Origin of the sequence: Caballeronia udeis, assembly GCF_001544555.2 — a bacterium.
Classification (GTDB): Bacteria; Pseudomonadota; Gammaproteobacteria; order Burkholderiales; family Burkholderiaceae; genus Caballeronia; species Caballeronia udeis.
On sequence record NZ_FCOK02000043.1, the window covers coordinates 25,728 to 49,461 of the forward strand.

22 protein-coding genes are annotated in these 23,734 nt (G+C 61.8%); 16 read left to right on the forward strand and 6 right to left on the reverse strand.

The annotated features are described in order from the left end of the window. Positions 1–32: 32 nt before the first annotated feature. A complete protein-coding gene (locus AWB69_RS26505) occupies positions 33–704 on the reverse strand; it encodes a response regulator transcription factor (RefSeq protein WP_062089800.1) in 672 nt (223 codons plus the stop codon). Positions 705–857: 153 nt separating this feature from the next. Here AWB69_RS26505 and AWB69_RS26510 point away from each other — a divergent pair, with 153 nt between their 5' ends. After that, complete coding sequence (locus AWB69_RS26510; RefSeq protein ID WP_062089801.1) at positions 858–1,541, forward strand: response regulator transcription factor; 684 nt, start codon at positions 858–860, stop codon at positions 1,539–1,541. Next, entirely contained in the window at positions 1,528–2,940 is a 1,413-nt protein-coding gene (locus AWB69_RS26515) for a sensor histidine kinase (RefSeq protein WP_062089802.1), read from the forward strand. The genes AWB69_RS26510 and AWB69_RS26515 overlap by 14 nt, the downstream gene beginning before the upstream one ends. 370 nt (positions 2,941–3,310) lie before the next feature. Here AWB69_RS26515 and AWB69_RS26520 read toward each other — a convergent pair whose 3' ends face one another. Continuing rightward, positions 3,311–3,985: a COG4705 family protein gene (locus AWB69_RS26520; protein WP_197500329.1), complete on the reverse strand. Its 675-nt coding sequence runs from the start codon at positions 3,983–3,985 to the stop codon at positions 3,311–3,313. Positions 3,986–4,562: 577 nt separating this feature from the next. Between AWB69_RS26520 and AWB69_RS26525 the strand changes: the two genes are divergently transcribed. The 4 genes from AWB69_RS26525 to AWB69_RS26540 all read left to right on the forward strand — a co-directional run bounded on the left by AWB69_RS26525 (position 4,563) and on the right by AWB69_RS26540 (position 8,353). After that, positions 4,563–5,354: a MipA/OmpV family protein gene (locus tag AWB69_RS26525; protein WP_231937235.1), complete on the forward strand. Its 792-nt coding sequence runs from the start codon at positions 4,563–4,565 to the stop codon at positions 5,352–5,354. Positions 5,355–5,364: 10 nt separating this feature from the next. Then, positions 5,365–6,048 (forward strand): response regulator transcription factor, encoded by a 684-nt coding sequence (locus tag AWB69_RS26530; protein ID WP_062089804.1) that lies wholly within the window; start codon positions 5,365–5,367, stop codon positions 6,046–6,048. 41 nt (positions 6,049–6,089) lie between these two features. Further along, the gene (locus tag AWB69_RS26535) at positions 6,090–6,878 is read left to right on the forward strand and encodes a response regulator transcription factor (protein WP_062089805.1); all 789 of its coding nucleotides are present in this window, start codon (positions 6,090–6,092) and stop codon (positions 6,876–6,878) included. 119 nt (positions 6,879–6,997) lie between these two features. After that, a complete protein-coding gene (locus AWB69_RS26540; protein ID WP_062089806.1) occupies positions 6,998–8,353 on the forward strand; it encodes a sensor histidine kinase in 1,356 nt (451 codons plus the stop codon). Between the two features lie 117 nt (positions 8,354–8,470). On the opposite strand, the gene AWB69_RS26545 is transcribed toward AWB69_RS26540, so the two are convergent. Beyond that, positions 8,471–9,403 carry a 3-hydroxyacyl-CoA dehydrogenase gene (locus AWB69_RS26545; protein ID WP_062089807.1) on the reverse strand — a complete coding sequence of 311 codons (933 nt, stop codon included), beginning with the start codon at positions 9,401–9,403 and terminating at the stop codon, positions 8,471–8,473. Between the two features lie 21 nt (positions 9,404–9,424). After that, a complete protein-coding gene (locus AWB69_RS26550; RefSeq protein WP_075643989.1) occupies positions 9,425–10,546 on the reverse strand; it encodes an ATP-NAD kinase family protein in 1,122 nt (373 codons plus the stop codon). 103 nt (positions 10,547–10,649) lie between these two features. Here AWB69_RS26550 and gcvPA point away from each other — a divergent pair, with 103 nt between their 5' ends. Together gcvPA and gcvPB are read left to right on the forward strand one after the other, a co-directional pair. Beyond that, the gene (gene gcvPA / locus AWB69_RS26555) at positions 10,650–12,059 is read left to right on the forward strand and encodes an aminomethyl-transferring glycine dehydrogenase subunit GcvPA (RefSeq protein ID WP_062089809.1); all 1,410 of its coding nucleotides are present in this window, start codon (positions 10,650–10,652) and stop codon (positions 12,057–12,059) included. Further along, positions 12,049–13,602 (forward strand): aminomethyl-transferring glycine dehydrogenase subunit GcvPB, encoded by a 1,554-nt coding sequence (gene gcvPB / locus AWB69_RS26560; RefSeq protein WP_062089810.1) that lies wholly within the window; start codon positions 12,049–12,051, stop codon positions 13,600–13,602. The genes gcvPA and gcvPB overlap by 11 nt, the downstream gene beginning before the upstream one ends. Before the next feature lie 55 nt (positions 13,603–13,657). Here the strand turns inward: gcvPB and AWB69_RS26565 are convergent, their stop codons facing one another. Beyond that, entirely contained in the window at positions 13,658–15,067 is a 1,410-nt protein-coding gene (locus AWB69_RS26565; protein ID WP_062089811.1) for an aminotransferase, read from the reverse strand. Positions 15,068–15,233: 166 nt separating this feature from the next. Between AWB69_RS26565 and AWB69_RS26570 the strand changes: the two genes are divergently transcribed. The 8 genes from AWB69_RS26570 (at position 15,234) to AWB69_RS26605 (ending at position 22,540) form a co-directional block, all read left to right on the forward strand. Continuing rightward, positions 15,234–16,691, forward strand: a complete 1,458-nt coding sequence (locus tag AWB69_RS26570; RefSeq protein WP_062089812.1) for an NAD-dependent succinate-semialdehyde dehydrogenase — start codon at positions 15,234–15,236, stop codon at positions 16,689–16,691. A 65-nt stretch (positions 16,692–16,756) separates the two neighbouring features. Next, positions 16,757–17,554 (forward strand): IclR family transcriptional regulator domain-containing protein, encoded by a 798-nt coding sequence (locus AWB69_RS26575; RefSeq protein WP_047897722.1) that lies wholly within the window; start codon positions 16,757–16,759, stop codon positions 17,552–17,554. Positions 17,555–17,731: 177 nt separating this feature from the next. After that, positions 17,732–18,487 (forward strand): SDR family NAD(P)-dependent oxidoreductase, encoded by a 756-nt coding sequence (locus AWB69_RS26580; protein ID WP_062089813.1) that lies wholly within the window; start codon positions 17,732–17,734, stop codon positions 18,485–18,487. A gap of 101 nt (positions 18,488–18,588) precedes the next feature. After that, positions 18,589–19,356, forward strand: coding sequence for an SDR family NAD(P)-dependent oxidoreductase (locus AWB69_RS26585; RefSeq protein ID WP_062089814.1), 768 nt, complete (start codon positions 18,589–18,591; stop codon positions 19,354–19,356). Between the two features lie 207 nt (positions 19,357–19,563). Next, positions 19,564–20,367, forward strand: coding sequence for a transporter substrate-binding domain-containing protein (locus AWB69_RS26590; protein WP_062089815.1), 804 nt, complete (start codon positions 19,564–19,566; stop codon positions 20,365–20,367). Between the two features lie 91 nt (positions 20,368–20,458). Then, positions 20,459–21,133: an amino acid ABC transporter permease gene (locus AWB69_RS26595; protein WP_047897726.1), complete on the forward strand. Its 675-nt coding sequence runs from the start codon at positions 20,459–20,461 to the stop codon at positions 21,131–21,133. After that, entirely contained in the window at positions 21,133–21,879 is a 747-nt protein-coding gene (locus AWB69_RS26600) for an amino acid ABC transporter permease (RefSeq protein ID WP_062089816.1), read from the forward strand. The genes AWB69_RS26595 and AWB69_RS26600 overlap by 1 nt, the downstream gene beginning before the upstream one ends. Beyond that, positions 21,800–22,540, forward strand: a complete 741-nt coding sequence (locus AWB69_RS26605; RefSeq protein WP_062089817.1) for an amino acid ABC transporter ATP-binding protein — start codon at positions 21,800–21,802, stop codon at positions 22,538–22,540. Before AWB69_RS26600 ends, AWB69_RS26605 begins: the two co-directional genes overlap by 80 nt. Positions 22,541–22,568: 28 nt before the next feature. Here the strand turns inward: AWB69_RS26605 and AWB69_RS26610 are convergent, their stop codons facing one another. Then, a complete protein-coding gene (locus AWB69_RS26610) occupies positions 22,569–23,705 on the reverse strand; it encodes an NAD(P)/FAD-dependent oxidoreductase (RefSeq protein ID WP_062089818.1) in 1,137 nt (378 codons plus the stop codon). Positions 23,706–23,734 lie beyond the last annotated feature (29 nt).

Sequence of the window (23,734 nt, forward strand, 5' to 3'; positions counted from 1 at the left end):
AACTTTAATGCGGGGACGAGCGCGAACGAAAATCAACCACCCAGAACGTAGCCAGCGCCTACTACGGTGCGAATCAGCGGTGCCGGGAAGTCGCGGTCCACCTTGGCGCGCAGCCGGTGCATATGCATGTCGATAATATTTCCGCGCGGTTCGAAGTCATAATTCCACGCCGCCTCGAGCAACATGCTCCTCGTCACGACCTGCCCGGCATGCCGCATCAGGCATTCGAGCAACAGGAATTCGCGATGTTGCAAATTCAGGTTTCGTCCCGCCCGGGAAGCGGATCTGGCCCGTGTATCGAGCGAAAGGTCCGCGCACGACCACACGTGTCCCGTGCGCCCGCGATTGCTCCGGCGCACGAGCGCCTCGACCCGCGCCAGCAGTTCCGCGAACGCGTAAGGCTTGACCAGATAATCGTCGCAGCCGGCCCGGATGCCTTCTACCCGATCGTTCAGGGCGCCGAGCGCCGACAACATCAACACCGGCATGACGTCCCCGCCCGCGCGCAATTGCCGTACCAACTCCACGCCGTCCAGGGCAGGCAGCAACCGGTCAGTGACCAGCAGGTCGTATATCCCTTCGCGCGCGAGCACGAGGCCCGTGGCGCCGTCCCCGGCGGTATCGACTATGTGGCCGCTCTCTGTCAGCCCGCGGGCCAGGAACACCCTGCCGCGGGCATCGTCTTCGATCACCAGAATCCGCATACGGGACTATCCTCGCGCGCTTGCATTAAAATTTTTTCATGCTGAGGCGAAATGCCCGACCGGTTCGGCGCGGCATACTGCCATGGCAAAGGGTAGTTTACAGGCTGTGCGCGGTGGATGTTCCGCCGGGGCGCACCCGCAACAGGAGACAGCATGCCGAACGTACTCGTTATCGAGGACGACGCCCAGACGCTCGACGAGATCGTCGAGGCGCTCACCGACCACGGCTGCGTGGTCGACACCGGGCAGACCGGCCGCGAGGGGCTGATGCTCGCGATCGCCAACGCCTATGACGCAATCGTGCTCGACCGCATGCTGCCAGGCGGACTGGAAGGCCTCGGCATGCTGGCGTCGCTGCGCAGCGCGGGCGTGGTCACGCCGGTGCTGATCCTGAGTGCGTTGTCCGCGGTCGACGAGCGGGTGCGCGGCCTGCGCGCGGGCGGTGACGACTATCTGACGAAACCCTTTGAGTTCATCGAACTGACGGCGCGGCTGGACGCGCTGATGCGCCGCCGCGACGCGCCGCCGAGCGTGCAGGAATATCGCGCAGGTCCGTTGCAACTCGACTTGCTCAAGCGCGAAGTCACCTGCGCCGGGCGGCCCGTAGCCTTGCTGCCGCGCGAGTACCGGCTGCTCGAGTACCTGATGCGCAACCAGGGCCAGGTGGTCAGCCGCACGATGCTCTTCGAAGCGGTCTGGGACTATCGGCTCGACGAACGGACCAACGTGATCGACGTGCATATCAGCCGTCTCAGGAAGAAGCTCGACCCCGCCGGGTCGATGCCCATGATTCATACCGTGCGCGGTTCGGGATACCTGCTCCGTGCGCCTGACTGAACTCCATCGCACAACAAGCTTCCGGCTCGCGACGCTGTTCCTCGCAATGTTCGGCTTCGCCTCCATCCTCCTGTTCGGTTATCTGTATGTGGAGATCACCGGTTTCGAGACGGAGCGGGTGGATGAGTGGCTGCGTCGCGAGCACGCAGAGTTGATTCGCGACAAGCCGGACGATCTCGTCGCCCGCTTCGAAAATCAGAACAAGTACGATTTGCACATGCAACGTCCGTTCGGTCTTTTCGACGCCAGCGGGCATCATCTGGCGGGTGGATATCCCGGTGATCGCCCGGTTATTCCGGCCTTCGACACGCCGTTCACGCTGCGCCTTCATGGCCTGCCACATAACCCTCCGGGCCGTTGCATCGCCGCGGGTTTCCCGGGCGGCCGAGTCGCGATTCAATGCCAGAACACGCGCGAGCTCGATCACTTCGATGAAGAACTGCTGCACGCCCTGCTCTCCGCCGCAGTGCTGACGCTGGTGGTCGGGCTGCTGGGCGCGGCGCTGATCGGGGTGGGCTCGGTGCGCCGCCTGGATGCAGTCACCGCGAGCATCAAGGAAATCGTCGCGGGCAACCTGAGCCAGCGTCTGCCCATGCGTTCGAAGCAGGACGATCTCGACCGGCTGGTGCGCGTGGTGAACGGCATGCTCGATGAAATCGAGCGTCTGATGCGCGAGGTCAAGGGTGTATGCGACGCTATTGCACACGACCTGCGCACGCCGCTCACGCGCCTGATCGCCGGCCTCGAGCGAGCACTGCGGCGCGCGCAGACGAAAGAGGAATATCGCGCCGCGCTCGAAAATACGCTTGCCGAAGCGGGCGGCATGTTACGCACCTTTAATGCGCTTTTGCGCATCTCCGAGATTGAAAGCGGCGTGCGGCGGGAGAGTTTCGAGCCGGTGGATCTTGCTGCGGTGGCAATGGATGCCGTCGAACTGTATGAGCCGGCAGCGGAGGACAAGGACATCTCGCTCGTGTTGGAGCGGTCATCTCCCGAGCCTTATCCGATGCTTGGAGACCCCAGTCTGCTGTTCGAGGCGCTCGCCAATCTCGTGGAAAACGCCATCAAGTTCGCGCCGCCGGAAGGCCATGTTTGCGTGCGCCTGTTCAGCGACGCCAGCGACTTCGGCGTGTCGATCCGCGACAACGGCCCCGGCATCTCCGTCGAGGAACGTCAAGCCGTACTGGGACGTTTCTATCGCGGTGAAGCGAGCCGGCATACACCCGGCAACGGACTCGGGCTGAGCCTGGCGAATGCGGTAGCCGCGATGCACGGCATGGAAATCCGCTTCGCGGACGTACAGGCAGGGTGCGAAGTACAGTTGGCTAAACCCCATGAGTCACCCGACGCCCGCAACAGCAGCCGCGAAGCAGTCAGCGCGTTAAGCACCTCTGGTTGACGGTCCGCCGGCGTCGTCAACGGTCAGCATTAGCAACGCGGGACGCGCTGCACTGGCGGAAGCAACTGAATCAGCCGCGACCACAGCGAAAGAAGCGGGCAGCGGCGATCGGCAAGCGCAAAGATTGCTGGCCAAGGAGGCCGCTAGCAAGATCGGCTAGGTCGCGGCAGGCGCCTTCGAGGCTGCGGGAGAGCAGCCTCGTTTTGAAAACTCCGATCTCTGGCCCGTGGCGGCGAGCGCGGGCAGCGGCACGACACGAGACGAAACAGCGACACGGCTCAATCCCTTGCCGAGGCGTTCGCCCGTCCTGTCAACGCGGCAACGATCAGGAATACGTAAAGTGAGTCCAGAAGCTTTATTGATAGCGTGGTCACGTTTCCTGACCCCGAGACGAACGCGCCAGATCCGTTGATCCGGTCGGGGATGCGCGCCAGGTGAGCAATAGAATCGCGAGCGCCGATCCGGTTATTGAAGCGCTGGGGACCAGTGACAGAAGAAAGGCCAGGACATCGCCAACGTTGGTGCCCCACCACCTCACGCCGACGACAGCCACCCAGTAGCTTGTTGCACCGAGCCAATTCATGCGCGTTCTTGCGGTCCAGATAAGAAGCAGAGCTAGCGTTGCAATTGAAGCGGATATCGGAACCCCGATTTTGACTGAGTTGAACGAGTGACCGAGTGCGTCGCCGATCACCGTTCCAAGAGACCCCGCCAACAGCATTGTCAGCCAATATAAGCCGCCCGTTGCTGGCAAGGTGCCCTTGATCTGCTTCAACTTTGATCGATGTTGCAGCACCAAGATTCCACCAAGAAGCAACACTAACGCGGCAATAACGTTTAAGTACGTGAGATGGGCCTGGTCTATAGAGTAATCAGCGATATTGGTTGCCGCCGCTCGCACAACGAGGATAGCGATCCAATAGAAAGCTTCGCTTCCTCGGGCAGTTGCGCGTTCGGCGGACATCAAGAGCGCAAACATAAACGCCAGCATGATAAGGCCCGAGAGCGCGCTCACTTTAAGAACGTCAGGAATGGTATCGCCCAAGTTTGTTCCGCACATGCTTGCGACCAGGATTGCCGCCCAGTATCTGGGGCCAACTTTTGGGGTTACCTTCAAGTACATCAGGCGCTCCTATTAGTAGTTCGACGAGACAGGATCTATCTCGGCCGCGGCGGGCGCCCGAGTTCCGGTCACGCCGGTATTGGCGATTTGTCGATCCATGTACGCTTTGGCTGACACCGCGAGATTGGCGAAGACAACGGGCGGACGCCGCTAGTAAAGGCAACACACCCGCGTCCGGCAATTCCATAATCGCCCGGATCGACTTACGCGACACTTACGTGCTGGTCGTTCATCGACGGTGTTGCGCTTGCTGGTGGTCCCTGTCGTGTTCACCTGCGTGGATGCATTCAGACGAAAAGCCGCGGCGCTGACCCTATGGATGGCGTTGCGCAAGAGCCCGCAATGAGCGCGGTTTCGCGTCATTAGCCCGGTACTTTTGTACGCAGCAATCCGGTCGGCGAGTAAGTGAGCAGTAAGTCAGGGAGCCTTAAAGTCGGGTCCGTCATTCCCCCTCTTCAAAGGCACAACTGTGAGAAAACTTCTTCACCGTAGGACCCGATTGCTGCTCACCGTCGCATCGGTCATGCTGCATTCGGGGGCGGTTTGGGCAGCAGACGGCCTCACAAAAGATCCGTCCGAGACAGACGACACAGGATTCACCGTCCTCAGCAATGCAACCAACGTCACGCATTGGGGTCTCGGTGCCGGTGTTGGCCTTGAGGGCGCGCCTTACAAGGGATACGGCTCAAAGGTCACGCCCATTCCGCTGATCTACTTCGACGACAAGTGGATACACGCGCTTGGCACCACGCTGGACCTGAAAATAGGCAAGTGGAGCAGCGTGCTGTTCACACTGCGCGGCCAATATGCGATCGGCGATGGGTACAAAGGCTCGGATGCGCCGATCCTGAATGGCATGCAAAACCGTAACGGCGCGTTCTGGTTCGGCCCGGCGCTTGCCTGGCACACCGGCTATGGCACGCTCTCGGGCGACTTCCTGACGGGTGGGAACAAGGGACAGAAAGCAAGCATCGAGTTTGCGAAGGCCCTGGAATACGGCAGCTTTTCAGTCGAGCCACATGTAGGCGCCGAATGGCTCAGCAGCAAATACGTCGACTACTACTATGGCGTGAGGTCGTCGGAAGTGCGGGCTGGACGGCCCGCTTACACCGGGAAAGCGGCTTACAATGTGTCCATCGGTACCAAGGTTGACTATCGATTCACACCCCACCAGCTCGTGTTCTTCGACGTTGGCGTAACGCACCTGAGCAGCGGGATCACCGACAGTCCGCTGGTCGGCAAGCGATTTGTCCCCGAGGTCAGGCTCGGCTACCTCTATCAATTCAAGTGAGCACCGCTCCATGTCGCGAGTCGCACTGGTCGAAGACCACGCACGTTTGGCGGGAATGATCCGGCAAGCGCTGTCAGGCGCGGGAATCGAGACCGATATCTTCAGCAATCTATCGGAAGCCCATTACGGCATCAGCCAGGCGAACTATGCTGTCCTGATCCTCGACCGTGGATTGCCCGACGGTGACGGGCTCGCATTTCTGCGCAAGTTACGTGAAGCCGGACGGATGATGCCGTGCCTGATGCTGACCGCGCGGGACGCTTTGCATGACCGGATCGACGGCCTGGAAACCGGTGCGGACGACTACGTCACCAAACCGTTCGCCATGAGTGAACTGGTCGCGCGCGTGCGCACGCTGATGCGGCGGCCGGCCGAACTCACAACGCTGATTCAGAGTTTCGCGGACATCGCGGTCGACCCGCAACAACATGCCCTGCGTTGCGGCGACCAGTCGATCATGCTTTCGCCAACCGAGCTGCAGATCATGTTGACCCTGCTCAAGGCGGCTGGCCAGACCGTCCGGCATTCGGCACTGGAACACGCTGCCTGGGGATTAGGGGAAGCGGTCACGCCGAACGCGCTTGAGGTGACCATTCACCGCTTGCGCAAGAAGCTGCTGGCGATCAATGCGACCACGCGTCTTGCCAACGTCCGGGGCGCGGGCTTTGCGCTGCAAAAGCTGGACTCTGACTGATGTGCACGCGCGAGCTCCCTGAGCCGCGATGTGAGGACTCCATGAAGCAACTTATCCTTGTGGTCGACGGTGACGCGAGTTGTCGCGACGCGCTGCGTACGACCTTACAGGCGAGCGGCTACGACGTCGCAGTCTTATACAACGCCAGCAAAGTCGCCCGGCGCATCGAGGCTGAGCGGCCCACGCTGATGGTCATGGCCGGTGGTGCATCCAGCGGCGATGGTCTGGCGGCATTGCAAGCACTGCAGGCTCTCCGGACGTCTCAGGACGACCTGCCGATCATCATGCTCGGCGAGCAACGCGACGAGACAGAGCGCATCATTGCGCTTGAGTGCGGTGCAGACGACGTCATCTCGAAGCCCTTCAATGTACAAGAAGTACTGGTCAGGATTCGAAATGTGCTCAGGCGGGTTCAACGTCACCGTCTTCAGGATCCGGTCTGGAGAGCGCCGTATGAATTCAATGGATTCAGACTGGATTTTGCATGGCGCAGTCTCACTTATCATGGAAAACCGGTCTCGCTTACGCAGAACGAGTACGCAATCCTCGCGCTGCTCGTGACGGCGCCGGGAAGAGTTTTTACCAAGGCTGCCATTGTCCAGTGCATTGCGGCTGACGCTCCTGACGCGCAAGGGGACGCAGGTGTCTGGGTGCATCGTCTGCGCTCGCGGATCAAACGCGTGGCCGGGGTTTGTGAAATCATAGAAACCGTGCGCGGAAAGGGCTATGCGTTTAATCTCGACCCGGGGCGAACGCATCGCACCGCATTTCAAAACGTCCGGGTAGATGTCCTGCCTCCGCAAACCGCGACGCGAGGCAGTGCCGGGTGATGTCCGGGCGCGGTCATTCGTTTGATCCGACCTGAAAAATCCGCAAGGGCAATCGACAACACAAAAAATATAACTGGCTTTCCCTTCGCAGCAGCCGTTGACAGATACGGAGAGCAATCATGTTCCACTACTGGATTAGAAGCCTGTCCGTGCGCTTGTGGGTCACCAGCGTTGCCGCCCTCGCGGCAAGTCTTACTGTCATTGCCGCGATCGTCCTCTATGGATTCAATCACTTTCCGCCCGAGCGATTCCGAACCCTGGAAAACATGAAAATGGCCCAACACGTCGCAGCAGGGTTGAGCTTCGACGAATCCGGCCGACCGATGTCGATCAAGGTCGACGAGCGCACCACATGGCTTTTCAATGCAGCGCCGACCGAGCTTTTATATCGGGTGCTCGATGAGTCTGGCCGAGTCGTGCTTGCGTCGCGAGGCGCACGTAACAGCGATCCATGGGACGTCGGGGACCTTGCCTCCGCTGTCGGCACGATGAGGCATACAACCATAGCGGGCAGAAAGTTCGACGTAGTAACACTGGAGATCCGCCATGGGCAGGCGTGGTTCTTCGTACAGAGCGCGGCAAGCGAAGCCTTTAACCGGGCGGCTCTTGGCGAAAAGATCGAGCCGATTCCGGAGATTGTCGCATTCACCCTTTTGATCGCGACCATCGTCTTTGGCCTGACGCTGACCTTTACCGTGCGCAGGGTGCTGCGGCCTCTTAGGCAAGCGTCGAGCGCCGCCGCATCGATCACGCCTCAGAATCTTGAAACCCGCCTGTCGGTCGAGGGTCTTCCCAGTGAAATCAAACCGCTTCTCACCGCGTTTAATGAGGCGCTTGCGCGGCTTGAAAATGGCTTTGCCGTGCAGCAGCAGTTTCTTGCTTCCGCCGCGCATGAACTCCAGACGCCACTGACCTTGATCAGAGGACAGATCGAACTCCAGCCCGAGATTGAGAACAAGGATCTGCTGTTCCGCGAGATCGATTTGATGGCGCGGCAAGTTCGGCAACTGCTGCACCTCGCAGAAGTCAGCGAATCGCAGAACTTTAATTTTTCCGATGTAGACAGGGTCGCTGTCGCGGAAGACGTAGTGGGCTATCTGGCGCGAAAGGCGGATCAAAAGCAGGTGAAACTGCATATCGACGCGCCCATCGTTCCCGCGTCAATGCGTGCCGACAGAAGCGCCCTCTTTATCCTGCTAAAAAATATTGTCGAGAACGCGATCAACGCCACACCGCCCTTCGGGTCGGTCATGGTTCTGGTCGATAACAAAACCATTCGGATCCAGGACGAAGGCTCGGGCGTCGATCCGGAGTACCTGCCTTTTTTGTTTGATCGATTCTGGCGTGCTCCCGGCGCCCGCCACGATGGTGCAGGATTGGGTCTGGCCATCTGCCGCGAAATTGCGTTGGCGCATAACTGGCGGCTTACCGTTAAAAACCTGGTATCGGGAACACAATTTATTGTGTGGTTCTAGCTGGACTGGAGAAGCCGTGACGTCCACGGCAAAGCAGCGTTCATCGCACCACAACCGCACGTGGTACCCGCATCGCCTCGCGCGCGCTCCCTGCAGATCCGTTAGCCCTGGCGGCGCTCAAATTTCCAGTCGCCTGCGATCGCGGATCAAAGCCATTAGCCGCCGATCACGCCATTGCACGCGTGCGTCCCAGTCCTTGAGCGACAATTCGGCGCGCCGCTCGCCGGCCACACGCGCCACAAGTTCGGGAGTCCACGGATCGTGCTGGCCTCGTGAAGCGCCCATTCGCTCGTAGGCAGGACCCATCTTTTTCGCGTGGGATTCGATCCCGCCACGCGTGTTGAGGTCGACCGTCTCGAACGGCCCGGTCACCGACCAGCGCAGGCCCACGCCATCGCGTACCACGCGGTCGATATCACTCACGGACGCCACGCCGTCACGCACAAGGCAATACGCTTCCCGCAATAAGGCGCCCTGCAGCCTGTTGAAAATAAAGCCTTCTATTTCGTTCGCCACTTGAACCGCGCTCATCCCGGCCTCTTCGTAAAGCGCGTTCGCGCGAGCAATGGTCTCGCCGGAGGTGAACGGCGCGGCCACGATCTCGATCACGGAAATCAGATACGGCGGATTGCCAGGATGCGCCACGAGGCACCGTTCGCGACCGCGCAACGCATCCGCAAAAGAGGAAACCGTCAGGGCGGACGACGAACTCGCCAGCACCGCGTCGGCGGAGGCATATTCATCGATCTGCATGAACAGCTCGCGCTTGAGGTCCGCTCGCTCAGGCGCGCATTCCTGCACGAGCACGGCGTCACGAACGGTATCGGCGAGGTTGTCGAGCACGACAATGCGAGCCAGCACGGACTCCGTTGAATCATTCAGCAAACCGAATTCAGCAAGGTCATCCAGGCGCGCCCGCACTTCCGGCTCTACTGCACGCCGCCGTTCCTCAGCCGGGTCGTACAGACGTACCTTGAAACCCGAACGCGCGAACACAATGCAAAACGCCACACCAATACTTCCCCCGCCGACTATTGCTACCGTCCTCATCGTTCCTCCGTGTCTGAGCTTTCAATACGTCACGCGCATAACCATGCTCCGGTTCGCACCCGTGCGAATTCGCAGCGGCCCTGCGAGCGTGCGATCCCTATAGGCGTCGCCGGTATCCACGAACAGGCGGCCGTCGACCAAAGACAACAACTTGTGAACGCTCGCGACTGCTTCGATGCGCTGCCGTGGCACGCGTGCCAGCACGCGCGCGCTGATTGGCTGGTTACCACGCCCGAACAGGCATCCCTGGCGTCCGATCACGCCGACCACGATCGCCGCTGACGGCCATCTGTCCAGCAAACTCAGCAGCGTGGCTTCGGACGCATCTGCGGCGACGATGCTGCCGTTCACGATCGCATCGACGCCAAGCAGGGTTCCCTGCACGCCCGCTTGTTCGCAGAGCGTCGCCATCGTGGTGCCGGGACCGACAATATAGAGCGTGTCGCGCTCGAATTCAGAGGCCAGTTGCCGGCATGCGGCATCAATGTCGGCGCGATCGTTGGCGGGCTTATGCGCCTTGCTGGCCTGCATGCGCACGCAATCAACCGGCGCCAGTGCGTAGCCATGCAACCGCGATGAAGCGCGGTCGGCGCGCAGCATCGCTTCGTCGATATCGAGCAATTCGACCTGCTGCGTATCGAAGGGGCCGCGCGCGCAGTGCGCTGCCAGTTCCCCGGCGCGCGAAGCACTCAACGCGAACACGCCCGAGTACATTTTCACGCCGCACGGCACGCCGATCATCGGGATGTCAGGGCCGGCGATCGCCGCCACATCGCGCGCCGTGCCGTCGCCGCCGGCGAACAGGATCAGGTCCGCTCCCGCATCGACAAACGCCCGGCATGCCACACGCGTATCCGCCGATGAACTCGGCGCGCCCCGTGGCCACGCGACGACCTGCGCGTTCAGCCCGGCGAGGCGACACGCGTCCTCGCCCATCTCCGCGGCGGCAGTGACAACCCGCAAACGCGATGCGTCGAGCGCCCGGAGCGCCAGCAGCGCAGGCAACGCCCGCGTGCCGGCATCAAACGACGCATGCAGCGCGCGCGCCGCCTCGACAATCTCGGCACCGTCGCTGCCTTTCAGCCCGACCGCGCCGCCAATGCCGGCGAGCGGATTGATCACTATTCCAATACAGATCGCCACGTGCGCGTCGGGCCTTGCGGCAAAAAATTTATGTGGCTATATTGTGCGCCATACAAACAATTGTGCGCAATAACAATCCAGGCACCCGTTACCGGAGCAATGCATGCGAAACCAGCCGCATCCCTTCATGGCGAATGCCGTGAGCGCGATCCAGCAGGAGATGCTGGACGCGATCGGCGCGAAAACCATCGCGGAATTGTTCGAACAGATCCCCGCCGATCACCGAACCCAGGCGCCGCTCGACCTGCCACCCGCACTCGCTTCGGAACCTGCGCTGCGGCGTCATTTGATCGATACGCTCAGCCAGAACCGCCACTGCGAGAGCGACCTCAGTTTCCTGGGAGGGGGCTGCTGGCGCCATCATGTGCCGGCCATCTGCGACGAAATCGTCCGCCGCAGCGAGTTCCTGACATCGGTCTGGGGCACGCCGTCATCGGACCAGGGACGCTATCAGGCGTGGTTCGAGTTCTGCAGCCAGCTGGGCGAGCTTGTCGATTGCGATCTGGTCGGCCTGCCCGTCTACACCTGGGGTTGCGCGGCCGGGCACGCGCTGCGCATGGCCTCCCGCCTGAACGGACGGCGTACGGTACTTGTGCCGGAAGCGATCGACCCCGAACGGCTGCTGGTCATTCGCAATTACTGCGAGCCGCCCGAAATGGCGCAGCACCTTTCTGTCGTACCGATGCGCTTCGATCCCGCGACCGGGCGCATCGACCTGGCCGACGCCGCCGTCAAGATCGGCAACGATACCGCCGCGGTCTACATCGAAATGCCGAACTACCTGGGGATTATCGAAGAGGATGCACAGCGCCTGGCTGAACTCGCGCATGCGGCGGGCGCGGAGATGATCGTCGGGGTGGACCCGATCTCCCTCGGCGTGCTCGCCCCGCCGCCGTCTTATGGCGCCGATATTGTGGTCGGTACCACGCAACCGCTAGGCGTCCACATGTTGGGCGGCGGCGGCCTGGGCGGGTTTATCGCGACGCGCGACGAAGAGCGCTACGCGCGTGAATATCCCACCTTGCTCGTGAGCCTGACCGGGACGAGCCGCCCCGGCGAGATCGGCTTCGGGCTGTCGCTGGCGGAACAGTCGTCGTACGGATCGCGTGAAAACGGCAAGGACTGGACGGGCAACTCGGTCTACCTATGGGCGATCGCCAACGCGGTGTATTTATCGCTGATGGGGCCGCAGGGTTTCGACGATGCCGGCAAGCTCATCACTGCCCAGGCCCACTATGCGGCGCAACGGCTGGCGAGCCTCCCGGGCGTCACGGTGCCGCTGTCCGGCAGCTTCTTCAAGGAGTTCGTGGTCGACTTTTCCAGGACCGGACGCAGCGTGGCATCGATCAATCACGCGCTGCGCGAGCGCGGCATCTTCGGCGGCCATGACCTTTCCACGGACCTTCCGGCGCTGGGCCAGAGCGCGCTTTACTGCGTCACCGAACTCCACGAGCGGCGCGACATCGACCGCCTCATCGATACCCTCAGCGAGATCCTGGACCATGACCACTAAGCCCGCACTGCGCCGTTATCACGCGGCTGTCTGGGACGAACCTATCGTGATGGAGATGTCGCGTGAGGGCCGGCGCGGCGTGGTATTTCCCGACATTGACGCGGTGGTTACCGGGCTTGTCGGCGATCCGCAGCAGCTGATCCCCGCCTCGATGCGCCGCTCCAAGCGCCCGGCGCTGCCGGAGATGTCGGAACCCGACGTGCTGCGCCACTATCTGCATCTGTCGCAACAGACGCTGGGCATGATGGGCATTTCGCTGTTCGGCACGTGCACGATGAAATACAACGCACGCCTGAACGAAGCCATCACTGCGCGCGACGAAGTTGCCGAACTGCATCCGCGACAGCATCCCGAGACGCTGCAGGGCACGCTGCAGATCATTCACGCGCTGGACCTCGCGCTGCGCGAACTGTCCGGCATGGACCGCTTCGTCTTCCAGGCGGCCGGCGGCGCGGACGCGGCCTACACGCATGCGTGCATCACACGCGCCTACCATGCGGCGCGCGGCGAGCTTGAGACGCGCGACGAAATCATCACGACCATCCAGTCTCATCCGTGCAATCCCGCGACTGCAGCCACGGCCGGTTTCAAGGTGATCACGCTGGCGTTGGAGGAAAACGGCTATCCGTCGGTGGAGGCGTTGAAGTCGGTCGTGTCGAAGCGCACGGCTGCGCTGATGGTCAACAATCCCGATGACATGGGTATCTACAACCCGCACATCAAGGAGTGGGTGCGGATCGTGCACGACGCAGGCGGATTATGTTTCTACGATCACGCCAACTTCAATGGCGTGATGAGCCGGATTCGCGCGCGCGAACTCGGCTTCGACGCCTGCATGTTCATGCTGCACAAAACCTTTGGAGGCCCGAAGGGCGGTGGCGGCCCCGCCGTCGGCGCGTATGGATGCAGTGCGGCACTTGCGCCTTATCTGCCGGGACCGCTCGTCGTCAAACGTGACGGCGCCTATCAGCTTGAGCCTGGCGCGGATGGCAGCATCGGCCGGGTGCGCGAGTTTTTCGGCAATGTGCAAACGGTCATCAAGGCCTATGCCTGGGTGCGGGCGATGGGCGCGGAAGGTATCGCGGCGGCGGCAGATTTGTCGGTGCTTGCGAACAACTACATGACCCGGGAACTCACGAAGATTCGCGGCGTGACCTGCTCGCATCCGCACATCGGCGCATGGCGCATGGAGATGACGCGCTTCAGCCTTGAGACGCTCGAAAAAGACACGGGCGTGACGGTATTCGACGTGCAGAACCGGATGGTGGATTTCGGCGTCGATGCCTTCTGGCTCGCACACGAACCATGGATCGTGCCGCAACCCTTTACGCCGGAGGCGGGCGAAATGTGGTCGAAGGAGGACATCGATACCTGGATTGCCGTGCTGGCGCAGATCTGCCATGAGGCATACACGACGCCGGAGATCGTTCGAACCGCGCCGCATAAGCATCCGGCAGGCCGTATTGACGGAGCACCGCTCGAGGATCCGTCACGCTGGGCAATGACGTGGCGCGCGCACCTGAAGAAGCGCGCACCAGCATAGAGGCGAACCTAAGAACTGAACGGTCCGCCGCCTGACGTGGCGGACCGTTCATGCTTCAACCCTTCCAGTGCCCTTCCGCCTTCAGTTCCCCGAAAACCTGATCGACCGCGAGCCGCGCACGCTTCACCATCTCGGCGATCTCGTCTTCCGATATGACGAACGGCGGCGAGAACGCGATGGAGTCGCCGTCCGGCAAGCCGCGCGTGATCAGGCCATTCGCCAGTGCTGCCTTCGCTACCCGCAAGCCCACCTTCAACGCCGGATCGAAGCGCTTGGCCGGATTGCGTTCGGCCACGAATTCGACTGCGCCGATCAAGCCAAAGCCGCGCACGTCGCCCACTGCCGGATGATCGGCGAAGGCCGCACGCAGGTGCTTGTGCATGACTTCGCCGCGCGCGCCGGCCTGCGCCACGAGATTGTCGTCTTCGATAATCTTCAGGTTGGCGAGCGCTGCGGCAGCGGCGATCGGGTGGCCGCTGTAGGTGAAGCCATGTCCGAACACACCCAGCTTGTCGCTGCCCGACACAATCGCGCGCCACACTTTCTCGGACACCAGACTCGCCGATAACGGCACGTACGCCGAGGTCACTCCCTTTGCAACCGTGATCAGGTCCGGCTTCATGCCCATGGCCTCGGTGCCGAACATCGTGCCAAGCCGGCCGAAACCGCAGATCACCTCGTCGGCGATCAACAGGACGTCGTATTTATCGAGGATCTTCTGGATGGCGGGGTAATAACCCTCGGGCGGCACGATCACGCCGCCGGCGCCCATCACCGGCTCCATGATCATGGCCCCGACCGTCTCCGGACCTTCGGCGAGAATGAGTTGCTCCAGATCGTTCGCGAGTTTCGCGACGAACGCCGCGTCACTCTGCCCCGGTTCTGCTTCCCACAGGCGGTGGGGCGCCGTGGTGTGCTTGATGAACGACAACGGCAGGTCGAAGCCGTTATGCAGGCCCGGCAAACCGGTCATGCCGGCGGTGACCACGGTCACGCCGTGATACCCCCGCCTGCGGGCGATGATCTTCTTCTTGAGCGGCAAGCCGCGCGCGTTGTTGTAATACCAGACGAGCTTCACCTGGGTGTCGTTCGCGTCCGATCCGGAGTTGCCGAAGAACACTTTTGACATCGGCACCGGCGACATCCCGATCAACTTCTGCGCAAGCAGGATCGGCGCATCCGTCGACATCGACGCGAACGTGTGGTAGTAGGCCAGCTTCATGGCCTGGGCGTGCATTGCATCCGCAATCTCGCGGCGCCCATATCCCACGTTCACGCACCACAGCCCCGCCATGGAATCGATGTAGCGCTTCCCGCGGGTGTCTTCCAGCCATACGCCCTCGCCCCCCACCATCACGAGCGGTCCGTTGCGTTCGTGATCGCTCAGCGCCGTAAACGGATGAAAAAAGAACTGCCGATCCAGATCGTTGAGATCGGGCGCGGGGCCCGTCACGGGAAAACTCATGAACATTCTCCAAGTGGGAACAGAAAAAGCGGGTAAGAAGTGCAGCGCGCTATATCGGCGACAATGACTCGCTGATATTTGTGCGCATTGCGTCATTTTGGGCGATATGAGAACATAAATCAACGAATCGAAATTGATCAAACGCCCAACTGAGGAAATTTCAACGATGCTGACACTCAAGGATCCGACTCTGCTCAAACAAGCGCTGTTTCACAATGGCGAGTGGATAGCTGATACAGGTGCGGGTTTTATCGATGTGGTGAATCCGGCAACCGGGGCGTCGATAGGCAAGGTGCCCAAGGCAACGCGTTCGATGACCAGCGCCGCTATCGAAAAAGCGCACAGCGTTTTGAAAAAATGGAGCGCACGCCCTGCGGCTGAACGTTCGCAAATCATCAAACGCTGGTTCGATTTGATTGTCGCCAACGCCGACGATCTCGCCGGCATCCTGACTGCGGAGCAAGGCAAGCCGCTGGCCGAGGCCCGCGGGGAAATCCTGTACGGCGCAGCGTTTTTCGAGTGGTATGCCGAAGACGCCAAACGCCTGCACGGCGAAGTGCTCCAGGCGCCGTCAGCCGGCCGGCGCATGCTGGTGCTGCGCCAGCCGATCGGCGTGTGCGCGGCAATCACGCCTTGGAACTTCCCGATGGCCATGATCCCGCGCAAAGCCGCGCCCGCGCTTGCCGCCGGCTGCACGATGGTGCTCAAGCCAGCCAGTGCAACGCCCTTTTCCGCACTCGCGCTGGCCGAACTCGCGCAGCGCGCCGGCTTGCCCGCCGGTGTATTCAGCGTGCTGACGGGGGCGGCATCGGCGATCGGCGACGAACTCGCGACACACCCCCTCGTGCGCAAACTGACCTTTACCGGCTCGACGGAAGTCGGCCGATCACTGATGCAGAAGGCATCCGGCACGATCAAGAAAGTCGCGATGGAACTGGGCGGCAACGCACCGCTGATCGTATTCGACGACGCCGATGTCGACGTCGCCGTCGCCGGAACCATCGCGTCCAAGTTCCGCAACATGGGGCAGACCTGTGTGTGCGCGAATCGAATCTACGTCCAGGCGGGCATTCATGACCGCTACGTCGAGGCGCTCACCCGCGCGGTCAACGCGCTGACGGTCGGTGACGGCTTCGAGCCGGGCGTCGCGCAAGGCCCATTGATCGACGAGCAGGCGGTGGCGAAGGTCGAGGAGCACGTCGCGGATGCGCTCGCGCTGGGGGCAAGAGTCGTGGCGGGCGGCAAGCGCCACGCACTGGGCCGGTCGTTTTTCGAGCCGACCGTGCTGACAGGCGTCACTCAGTCGATGAAAGTCGCGATCGAGGAAACGTTCGGCCCCGTCGCGCCCGTTTTCCGCTTCCACACCGAAGAAGAAGCGGTGGCTGCTGCGAACGACACGGAATTCGGCCTCGCCGCCTATTTTTTCACCCGCGACAATGCGCGCGTCTGGCGAGTCAGCGAGGCGCTGGAATGCGGCATCGTGGGCGTGAATACGGGCGCAACCTCCTTTGAGGGCGCGCCGTTTGGCGGGGTGAAGGCATCCGGCGTGGGGCGCGAGGGATCCATGCACGGCATCGAGGAATTTACCGAACTCAAATATGTGTGCATCGCGGAAATCTGCTGATAAGATTTGCACATTGCACAATTTGTGCGCCATGCGCCCACTGCGCTTATTTGAAGGGGAAGCATATGGCCGCATACGAAACGGCTCTGGATGACGACGATGAAGTACGCGACCGCGACTACGTCGGCTCGTTCGCTCGCGGACTGGAAGTCATCAAGGTATTCAACCGGCACATGCCGCGCCGCACGCTAAGCGAAGTGGCCGAAGCGAGCGGCATGACACGCGCAACGGTCCGGCGCTTCTTGCTCACGCTCGTGCGCGAGGGTTATGCCGAGACCGATGGCAAGTACTTCAACCTGAAGCCGAAGATCCTGGAAATCGGCTTTTCGGCTCTGTCGTCCATGAACATCTGGGATATTGCCCAGCCGATCATGAACGCGCTCTCGGCCAACGTCCAGGAATCGTGCTTTGCCGCCGTGCTGGACGGCGATTCGGTGATCTATGTCGCGCGGGCGGCATCGAATCGCATTGTGAATGTGGGGATTTCCATTGGCAGCCGGACTCCGGCTCATTGTGTATCGACCGGACGGGTATTGCTCGCCGCCTTGCCGGATGCCGAGTTTCAACAGTATCTGGAAGGCGCGAAACTGCAGAAATTCACGCCGAACACGGTGACGTCGAAGGTCAAGCTGCGGGAACTGGTGGAGGAAACCCGCTTGCGCGGCTGGTCGATCGTCGACCAGGAACTGGAGATCAGCCTGCGCTCCATTTCCGTGCCCATTCGCGACCGCGACGGCAAGGTCGTCGCCGCGCTCAACGTATGCTGCCCGGCCGAACGGGTCACGCCGCAAGATATCAGCACGAGGATTCTTTCGGCCATGCTGGAAGCATCGAAGGACATTACACGGGCGCTGCAAGCCTGATTGCCCCGTCCCCGCCCCATGAAACGGCACGCCTTGCGTGCCGTTTTTTTTCGCCCTTTTTTCATCCATTAGCCACCCTTTCCTGCCAGTTTTTAATGACGAGATGTTTACATGGCGAACTTTTGTGCGCTAATATCGATTCGACATCGCAAGACATCACTACCGGAGCCATCGTTCATGCAGTCGTCAGTGAAAGGTAAGGTCGTATTGGTCACGGGAGGCGGACGCGGCCTCGGTCACGCCATCGCAGCGATGTTTGCCGAACAGGGCGCGGTAGGTGTGGTTGCGGATTTGGCGTCATCCGCGCGGCTTGCCCCGCCGCCCGGCATGACGGCGCTCGATTGCGATGTGAGTTCCGAGGCGAGCGTGTCAGCGTGCGTGACGGCGACGCTCGAGCAATTCGGCCGTCTTGACGTCGTGATCGCGAATGCGGGACTCGTGCCGGGCTGGCGCACGACAGACAGCATCGACTTCGATGAATGGGACCGCGTCATGGCCGTCAACGCACGCGGCGTGGCGATCACGATTTCCAGGACCGCCAAGGTTTTGAGCGTCACGAAAGGATCGATTGTCGTGATGGCATCGATCAATTCGTTCGCGGCGCACGGGCGCCAGATGCTCTACACCGCGTCGAAGCACGCGGTACTGGGCATCGTGCGTGCAGCGGCACGCGATCTCGGTCCGCAGGGCGTGCGCGTCAATGCGCTTGCTCCTGGCCCGATCGCCACGAACGCGCTGCTCGATCGCATCCATCATCGCGCCCGCACGGGCGGCACAGACGCCGACACCGCGCTGCAGGAACTCGCGCACGCCAATTCATTGGGACGCCTCGCCACTGCGGCCGAAGTCGCGCACGCCGCGATGTTCCTGGCATCGGATAGGGCGAGCGGCATCACGGGCGTGCTGCTGCCCGTCGACGCCGGCCTGCAGTAGTCCCCGGCAAGTAATCCCGGCAAGTAATCCCGGCACGCAATCCCGGCACGCAATCCCGGCACGCAATACGCCGGCCTTTCTCTCGCTTCAGGTCATCACCGATGTTCAGTCTGGAAAACAAGACCGTGCTCGTCACGGGTGCGTCGAAAGGAATCGGCGCGGCAATCGCAACGGCGCTCGGCGCGGCCGGTGCGCATGTCGTGGCGCACTACGGCCATGATCGCGCGGGCGCTGAACACGCACTCGCCAGCGTGCCTGCGTCGCGCAAACATTTCGTGCAAGCCGACCTGCGCGATCTTGCCGGGACCGAGGCAATGTGGGATGACGCGCAAGCCTGGCGCGGACGACTCGACGTGTACGTCAACAACGCCGCGATCATGCTGTGGCACGGTGGTTTCGAAGCCGACGACGCCACCTGGGACGCGGTCTGGGAAGAAACGCTCGCGGTCAATGTGCTGGCGCCCGCGCGCCTGATCCGCCGGGCGGTCAAGCATTTCCTCGCCCAGCAAGGCGGCGTGCTCGTGACCATCTCGAGCTGGGCGGCGCAGCGCGGCGTAACCAACCCCGACACCATCGCGTATGCCGCGTCGAAGGCGGCTGTGCGCTCGATGACCCAGACCGTCGCGCGAGCACATGCGCGCGACGGCCTGCTCGCTTATGTGGTCGCACCGGGCGTGGTCCGTACGCAAATGTCAGAAGCGTTCGCGGCCACTCAAGGCGGCGAGGACAAGATCACAGCCACTCTCGCGATGGGCGAATGGGTTCCGCCCGAGGACATCGGCAACCTGGTCGCGTTCCTGGCCAGCGGCACCGCGCGTCACCTGAGCGGCGCCACCCTCGACGTCAACGGCGCGAGCTACGTGCGCTGAATAAGCCTCGAATAATGAGAACATAAGTGCGCCTCGCGCACATTTTCTTTGACAGTGTATTTTGATGCAGCGACAATTTTTTTGTGGAATGCCTGGAGTTCTGGCCGGGTTCAACCGTTTCAGATTCAGCCTGCCGTGCAACCCGGCAACCCGGCAACCCGGCATCCGCCGCCCAGATTTTCCCTTGCCCTTTCTGGAGAGTTCGCAATGTTTAGAGCAGTATTTCTCGTGCTGGCGGCGGTTGTCGCGACAATGACCGCCCAGGTATCCGAAGCCCGTACACTCGATCAGGTCATCAAGAGCGGGACGATTCGCATCGGCGTGAATCCGAATTTTCCGCCAATGAGTTCGTACAACGCGACCAACCAGCTTGCGGGTTTCGATATCGATATTGGCAACAAGATTGCCAGCACGCTCAACATCAAGGCTGAGTTCGTGCCGACCGAAACCGCGCAGCGCGTCCCGTTCCTCGTGTCCGACCGCATCGATATCTCGCTGGGCGCACTGACCCGGTCCGCCGAGCGCGCGCAGCTGATCGACTTCACCGTGCCGCTGCATACCGAGTCGATGTCCGTGCTGACCACCGACAAGATCAAGGCCACGAAATGGACGGACCTGAATTCGCCGTCGGTCACGCTGGTGGACATGCGCGGCAACTGGTCGGTCGACTACGTGAAGGACAAGCTGCCGAAGGCCAAGATGCTGCTGGTCGAGTCCATTGCGGACACGGTGCGCGCGGTCGCGCAAGGACGGGGCGATGCCATTGTCGAGAACATCGACTTCTTCCAGAATTTCACCAAGAATTACCCGAACATCAAGTGGCGGACGCTGAATGACCCGATCTTCGTGAACTACGACTGCATTGGGGTATCGAAGGGAAATTCGACGCTGAAAGACTATCTGAACGTGGTGTTGTATGACCTGCACTCGTCAGGTTTCGTCAACGACTCATGGCAAAAGGCGTATGGCACGCCGATGCAAAAACCGATCGTACCCAACCCGTATTTCTGAGCCGTGGCCGCGCGCCGGTTGCGGCGCACGGCCATATGACGCATGACAGCGCGTGCCCCGCCGGGCACGTCGTCGTTTGATCCGGATTGCCATGACTTACACCCTTCAATACGCCGACGTACTGCGCCAGTTGCCCTATCTCGCAACCGGCGCGGTGCTGACGCTCGAGATCGCCTTCGTCTCGTTCTGGCTCGGCAGCGCGATCGGACTCGCCGGCGCGCTCGGCAAGCTGCATGGCGGCGCGCTGGTACGCCGCCTGGTCGGCCTGTATGTGGTTGTGCTGACCAATACGCCCGCGCTCGTGCAGATCTTCTTCCTGTTCTACGCGTTGCCCGACGCCGGCATCACCCTCTCCCCGATGACCGCCGTGCTGATCGGCCTCACTCTGAACTCGGGTGCCTATCTTACGGATATCCTTCGTTCGGGCATCATTTCCGTGCGGATCTCGGAACTGGAAACTGCCGAAACGCTCGGCATGTCGCGCCTGCAGATGGTGCGTTATGTGATCCTGCCGCACGTCGCCAAGACCATCTATGCGCCGCTCTGCAACTTCTTTGTCTGGCTCGTGCTCGGCAGCTCGATTGGTTCGATCTTCGGCGTCGAGGAACTCACGGGCCGCGCGATCAACATCTCCAGCGCGAACATGCGCACCATTGAAACCTTCTCGGTCGTAGCTGCCATGTATGTAGCGCTGACCTTCGTCGCGTCGATCGCACTTGCGCTGACCGGCCGCTATGCCTTTCGCGTCAAAGCGAGGATCTTCTGATGCTCGACCAGATCATTGCGCAAATTCCCACGTTCTTCACGCGTTTCACGTTCGAGTTCCTGCTCGAGGCCATGGGCCGAACGCTTGCGATGACCGCCCTCGGTTGCGGCGTCGGCATTGTGCTCGGGGCTGTCATTGCCGTGATCCGCGGTACCAGGGCGGGTGTGCTTGCGCCGTTGCGTTTCGTGCTGACGGTGCTGGTCGAAGTGTTCCGGCGCATTCCCTTTCTCGTGAACCTGTTCATTGTCATGTTCGCGCTGCAGGGCTTCGGCTCGGACATCTCGCTTTTCACGATTGCAACGGTATCCATCTGCATCGTGGCGACCGCGTTTCTCTCGGAGGTCATTCGCGCCGGGCTTGAATCCGTGCCGCGCCAGCAGGTGGAAGCGGCCGAAGTCATGAACTTCGGCTTCCTGCGGACGCTGTTCCTGGTGCTGCTGCCGCAGTCGTGGAAAGTGATCCTGCCGCCCGCGTTCGCGTTCATGGTGATGTTCATCAAGGACACGTCGCTGGCGTCGCAAATGGGTGTGGTCGAGCTGACGTTCACAGGCAAGGTCCTGATGAACCGGGGCTTCTCACCTTTTCTCGTGTATGGCGCGGTCCTCGCCGCCTATTTTATTTTGTCCTACCCGCTAAGCCGTCTGGGTGCCTATCTGGAGAATCGCCTTGCCTCACCTCGCAGTCGAAAAACTCTCAAGCGCGTACGCTCAGCAACAGGTTCTCCGCGACATCACACTCTCGGTTGAACGGGGCGAAGTCATCAGCCTGATCGGGCCGTCGGGCTCAGGCAAGAGCACCCTGCTGCGCACGCTGGTCGGACTGATGCCGCCAACAGCCGGGCGGGTCGTGCTCGACGACGAACCGCTTGATTATTCGTCGCGTAAAAGCGTGCGGGCCGCGCGCGACAAGATGGCGATCGTGTTCCAGCAGTACAACCTGTTCCAGAACATGGACGTGCTGCGCAACGTCACCATCTCGCCCCTCAAGATCAAGAAGCGGCCGCGCGAGCAGGTCGAAGCAGAAGCGAAGGAGTTGTTGCGGCGTGTGGGCCTCGCGGAAAAACACGCGAGCTATCCCGACGAACTGTCGGGAGGACAGCAACAGCGTGTTGCCATTGCACGCGCGCTCGCGCTCAAGCCGGAACTCCTTCTGCTCGATGAAATCACGGCCGCGCTCGATCCTGAACTCGTGAACGAAGTGCTCGACACGGTGCGCACGCTGGCAGGCGAAGGCATCACCATGTTGGTCGTGTCACACGAAATGTCGTTCGTACGCGAAGTCTCCACGCGCGTGGTGATGATGGACAAGGGGCAGGTGGTGGAGATCGGCACGCCTGACAAGATCTTCAGCCATGCAAGCGAAGCGCGCACGCGGGACTTCGTCGGCAAGATACTTCGGCATCACTAAGTAAAAGCGACTAAAACTACCAGGGCGGTCAGGCGCTCGCCAGCAGGAACGGCGAGAGGTCAACATCGAAGGGAGCGGGCTTGCCCTGCACCAGGCTCGCAACAATCTGCGCCACCGCGGGGCCGGCGGTGAAGCCCATCCACGGGAAAAAGTTGATGAAGAAGCCGGGCGTGCCTGGCACTTCACCCAGGATCGGCTTCCAGTCGTCCGTGCCGTTCACCACAGCCGCCCAGGTCCGGATCACGCGCAGCGCGCCAAGCGCCGGCACCGTCGCCAATGCCACGGCCATGTTGCGCTGCAGGGAATCGGGATCCGTGCTGGGATAACCGCGGTTGTGCCAGCGCGCAGGCCAGCCGCCGCCGATCAGGACCGAACCCGCCTGGTTTTGCTTGAGCGTAAGTTTGTCGCCGGCGGAATAGACCAGGTGTGGAATCAACGGCGCGACGCGCTCAGTCACGGCAACCTGGATCGCAAAGCCCTGCACGTCGATTGAAATACCCAGCAACGCGGCGATCTTGCCCGCATCGGCGCCCGCCGCGTTGACCACGCGCCCGGCCCGAAAAAGCTCCGTCCCGGCCGATACCTCGAAGCCGTCGCGTATGGGCGCGATTCGGGTCACTTCGGCATGGCGCACGAATCTGGCGCCCAGCGCACGGGCCGCTCGCGCGTACGCAAGCGTCGCGGCAAGCGGGCTCGCCTTGCCTTCGTCCGGGCAAAATGCACCGCCCACGATTGTGTCCGAGAGATAGGGTGCCAGCGTCCTTACGTCTGCGCGGTCGAGCAAGCGGACCTCCAGACCTTGCGAGCGCTCCACCTCCGCCTTGGCGGCGATCGACGCCATCTGCGACGCGTCGGTCGCGACCAGCAAACCGCCCTTCAGGGACACTTCGAGATCGGCGCCGAGCGTCACGGGCAAATCGCGCCATACATCGATGGAATGACGCAGCAAGCCGATGGTCGGTGCGAACGTCCGGGCCCACTGCGGCCCGCGATTGACGAAAGGGTCATGCGGAATCTGCGCGTGCAGACTGCCCGCGTTCGAGCCGGATGCCTGCGTGTTGAGCTCGCTGCGCTCGAGCACGGTCACGGCCAGGCCATCGCGGGCGAGATAGTAGGCTGTCGCGCAGCCGGCGAGACCGCCGCCGATCACAATCACATCGTTCATCGGGTCAGCAAGTGGGATGTTGAAACGGT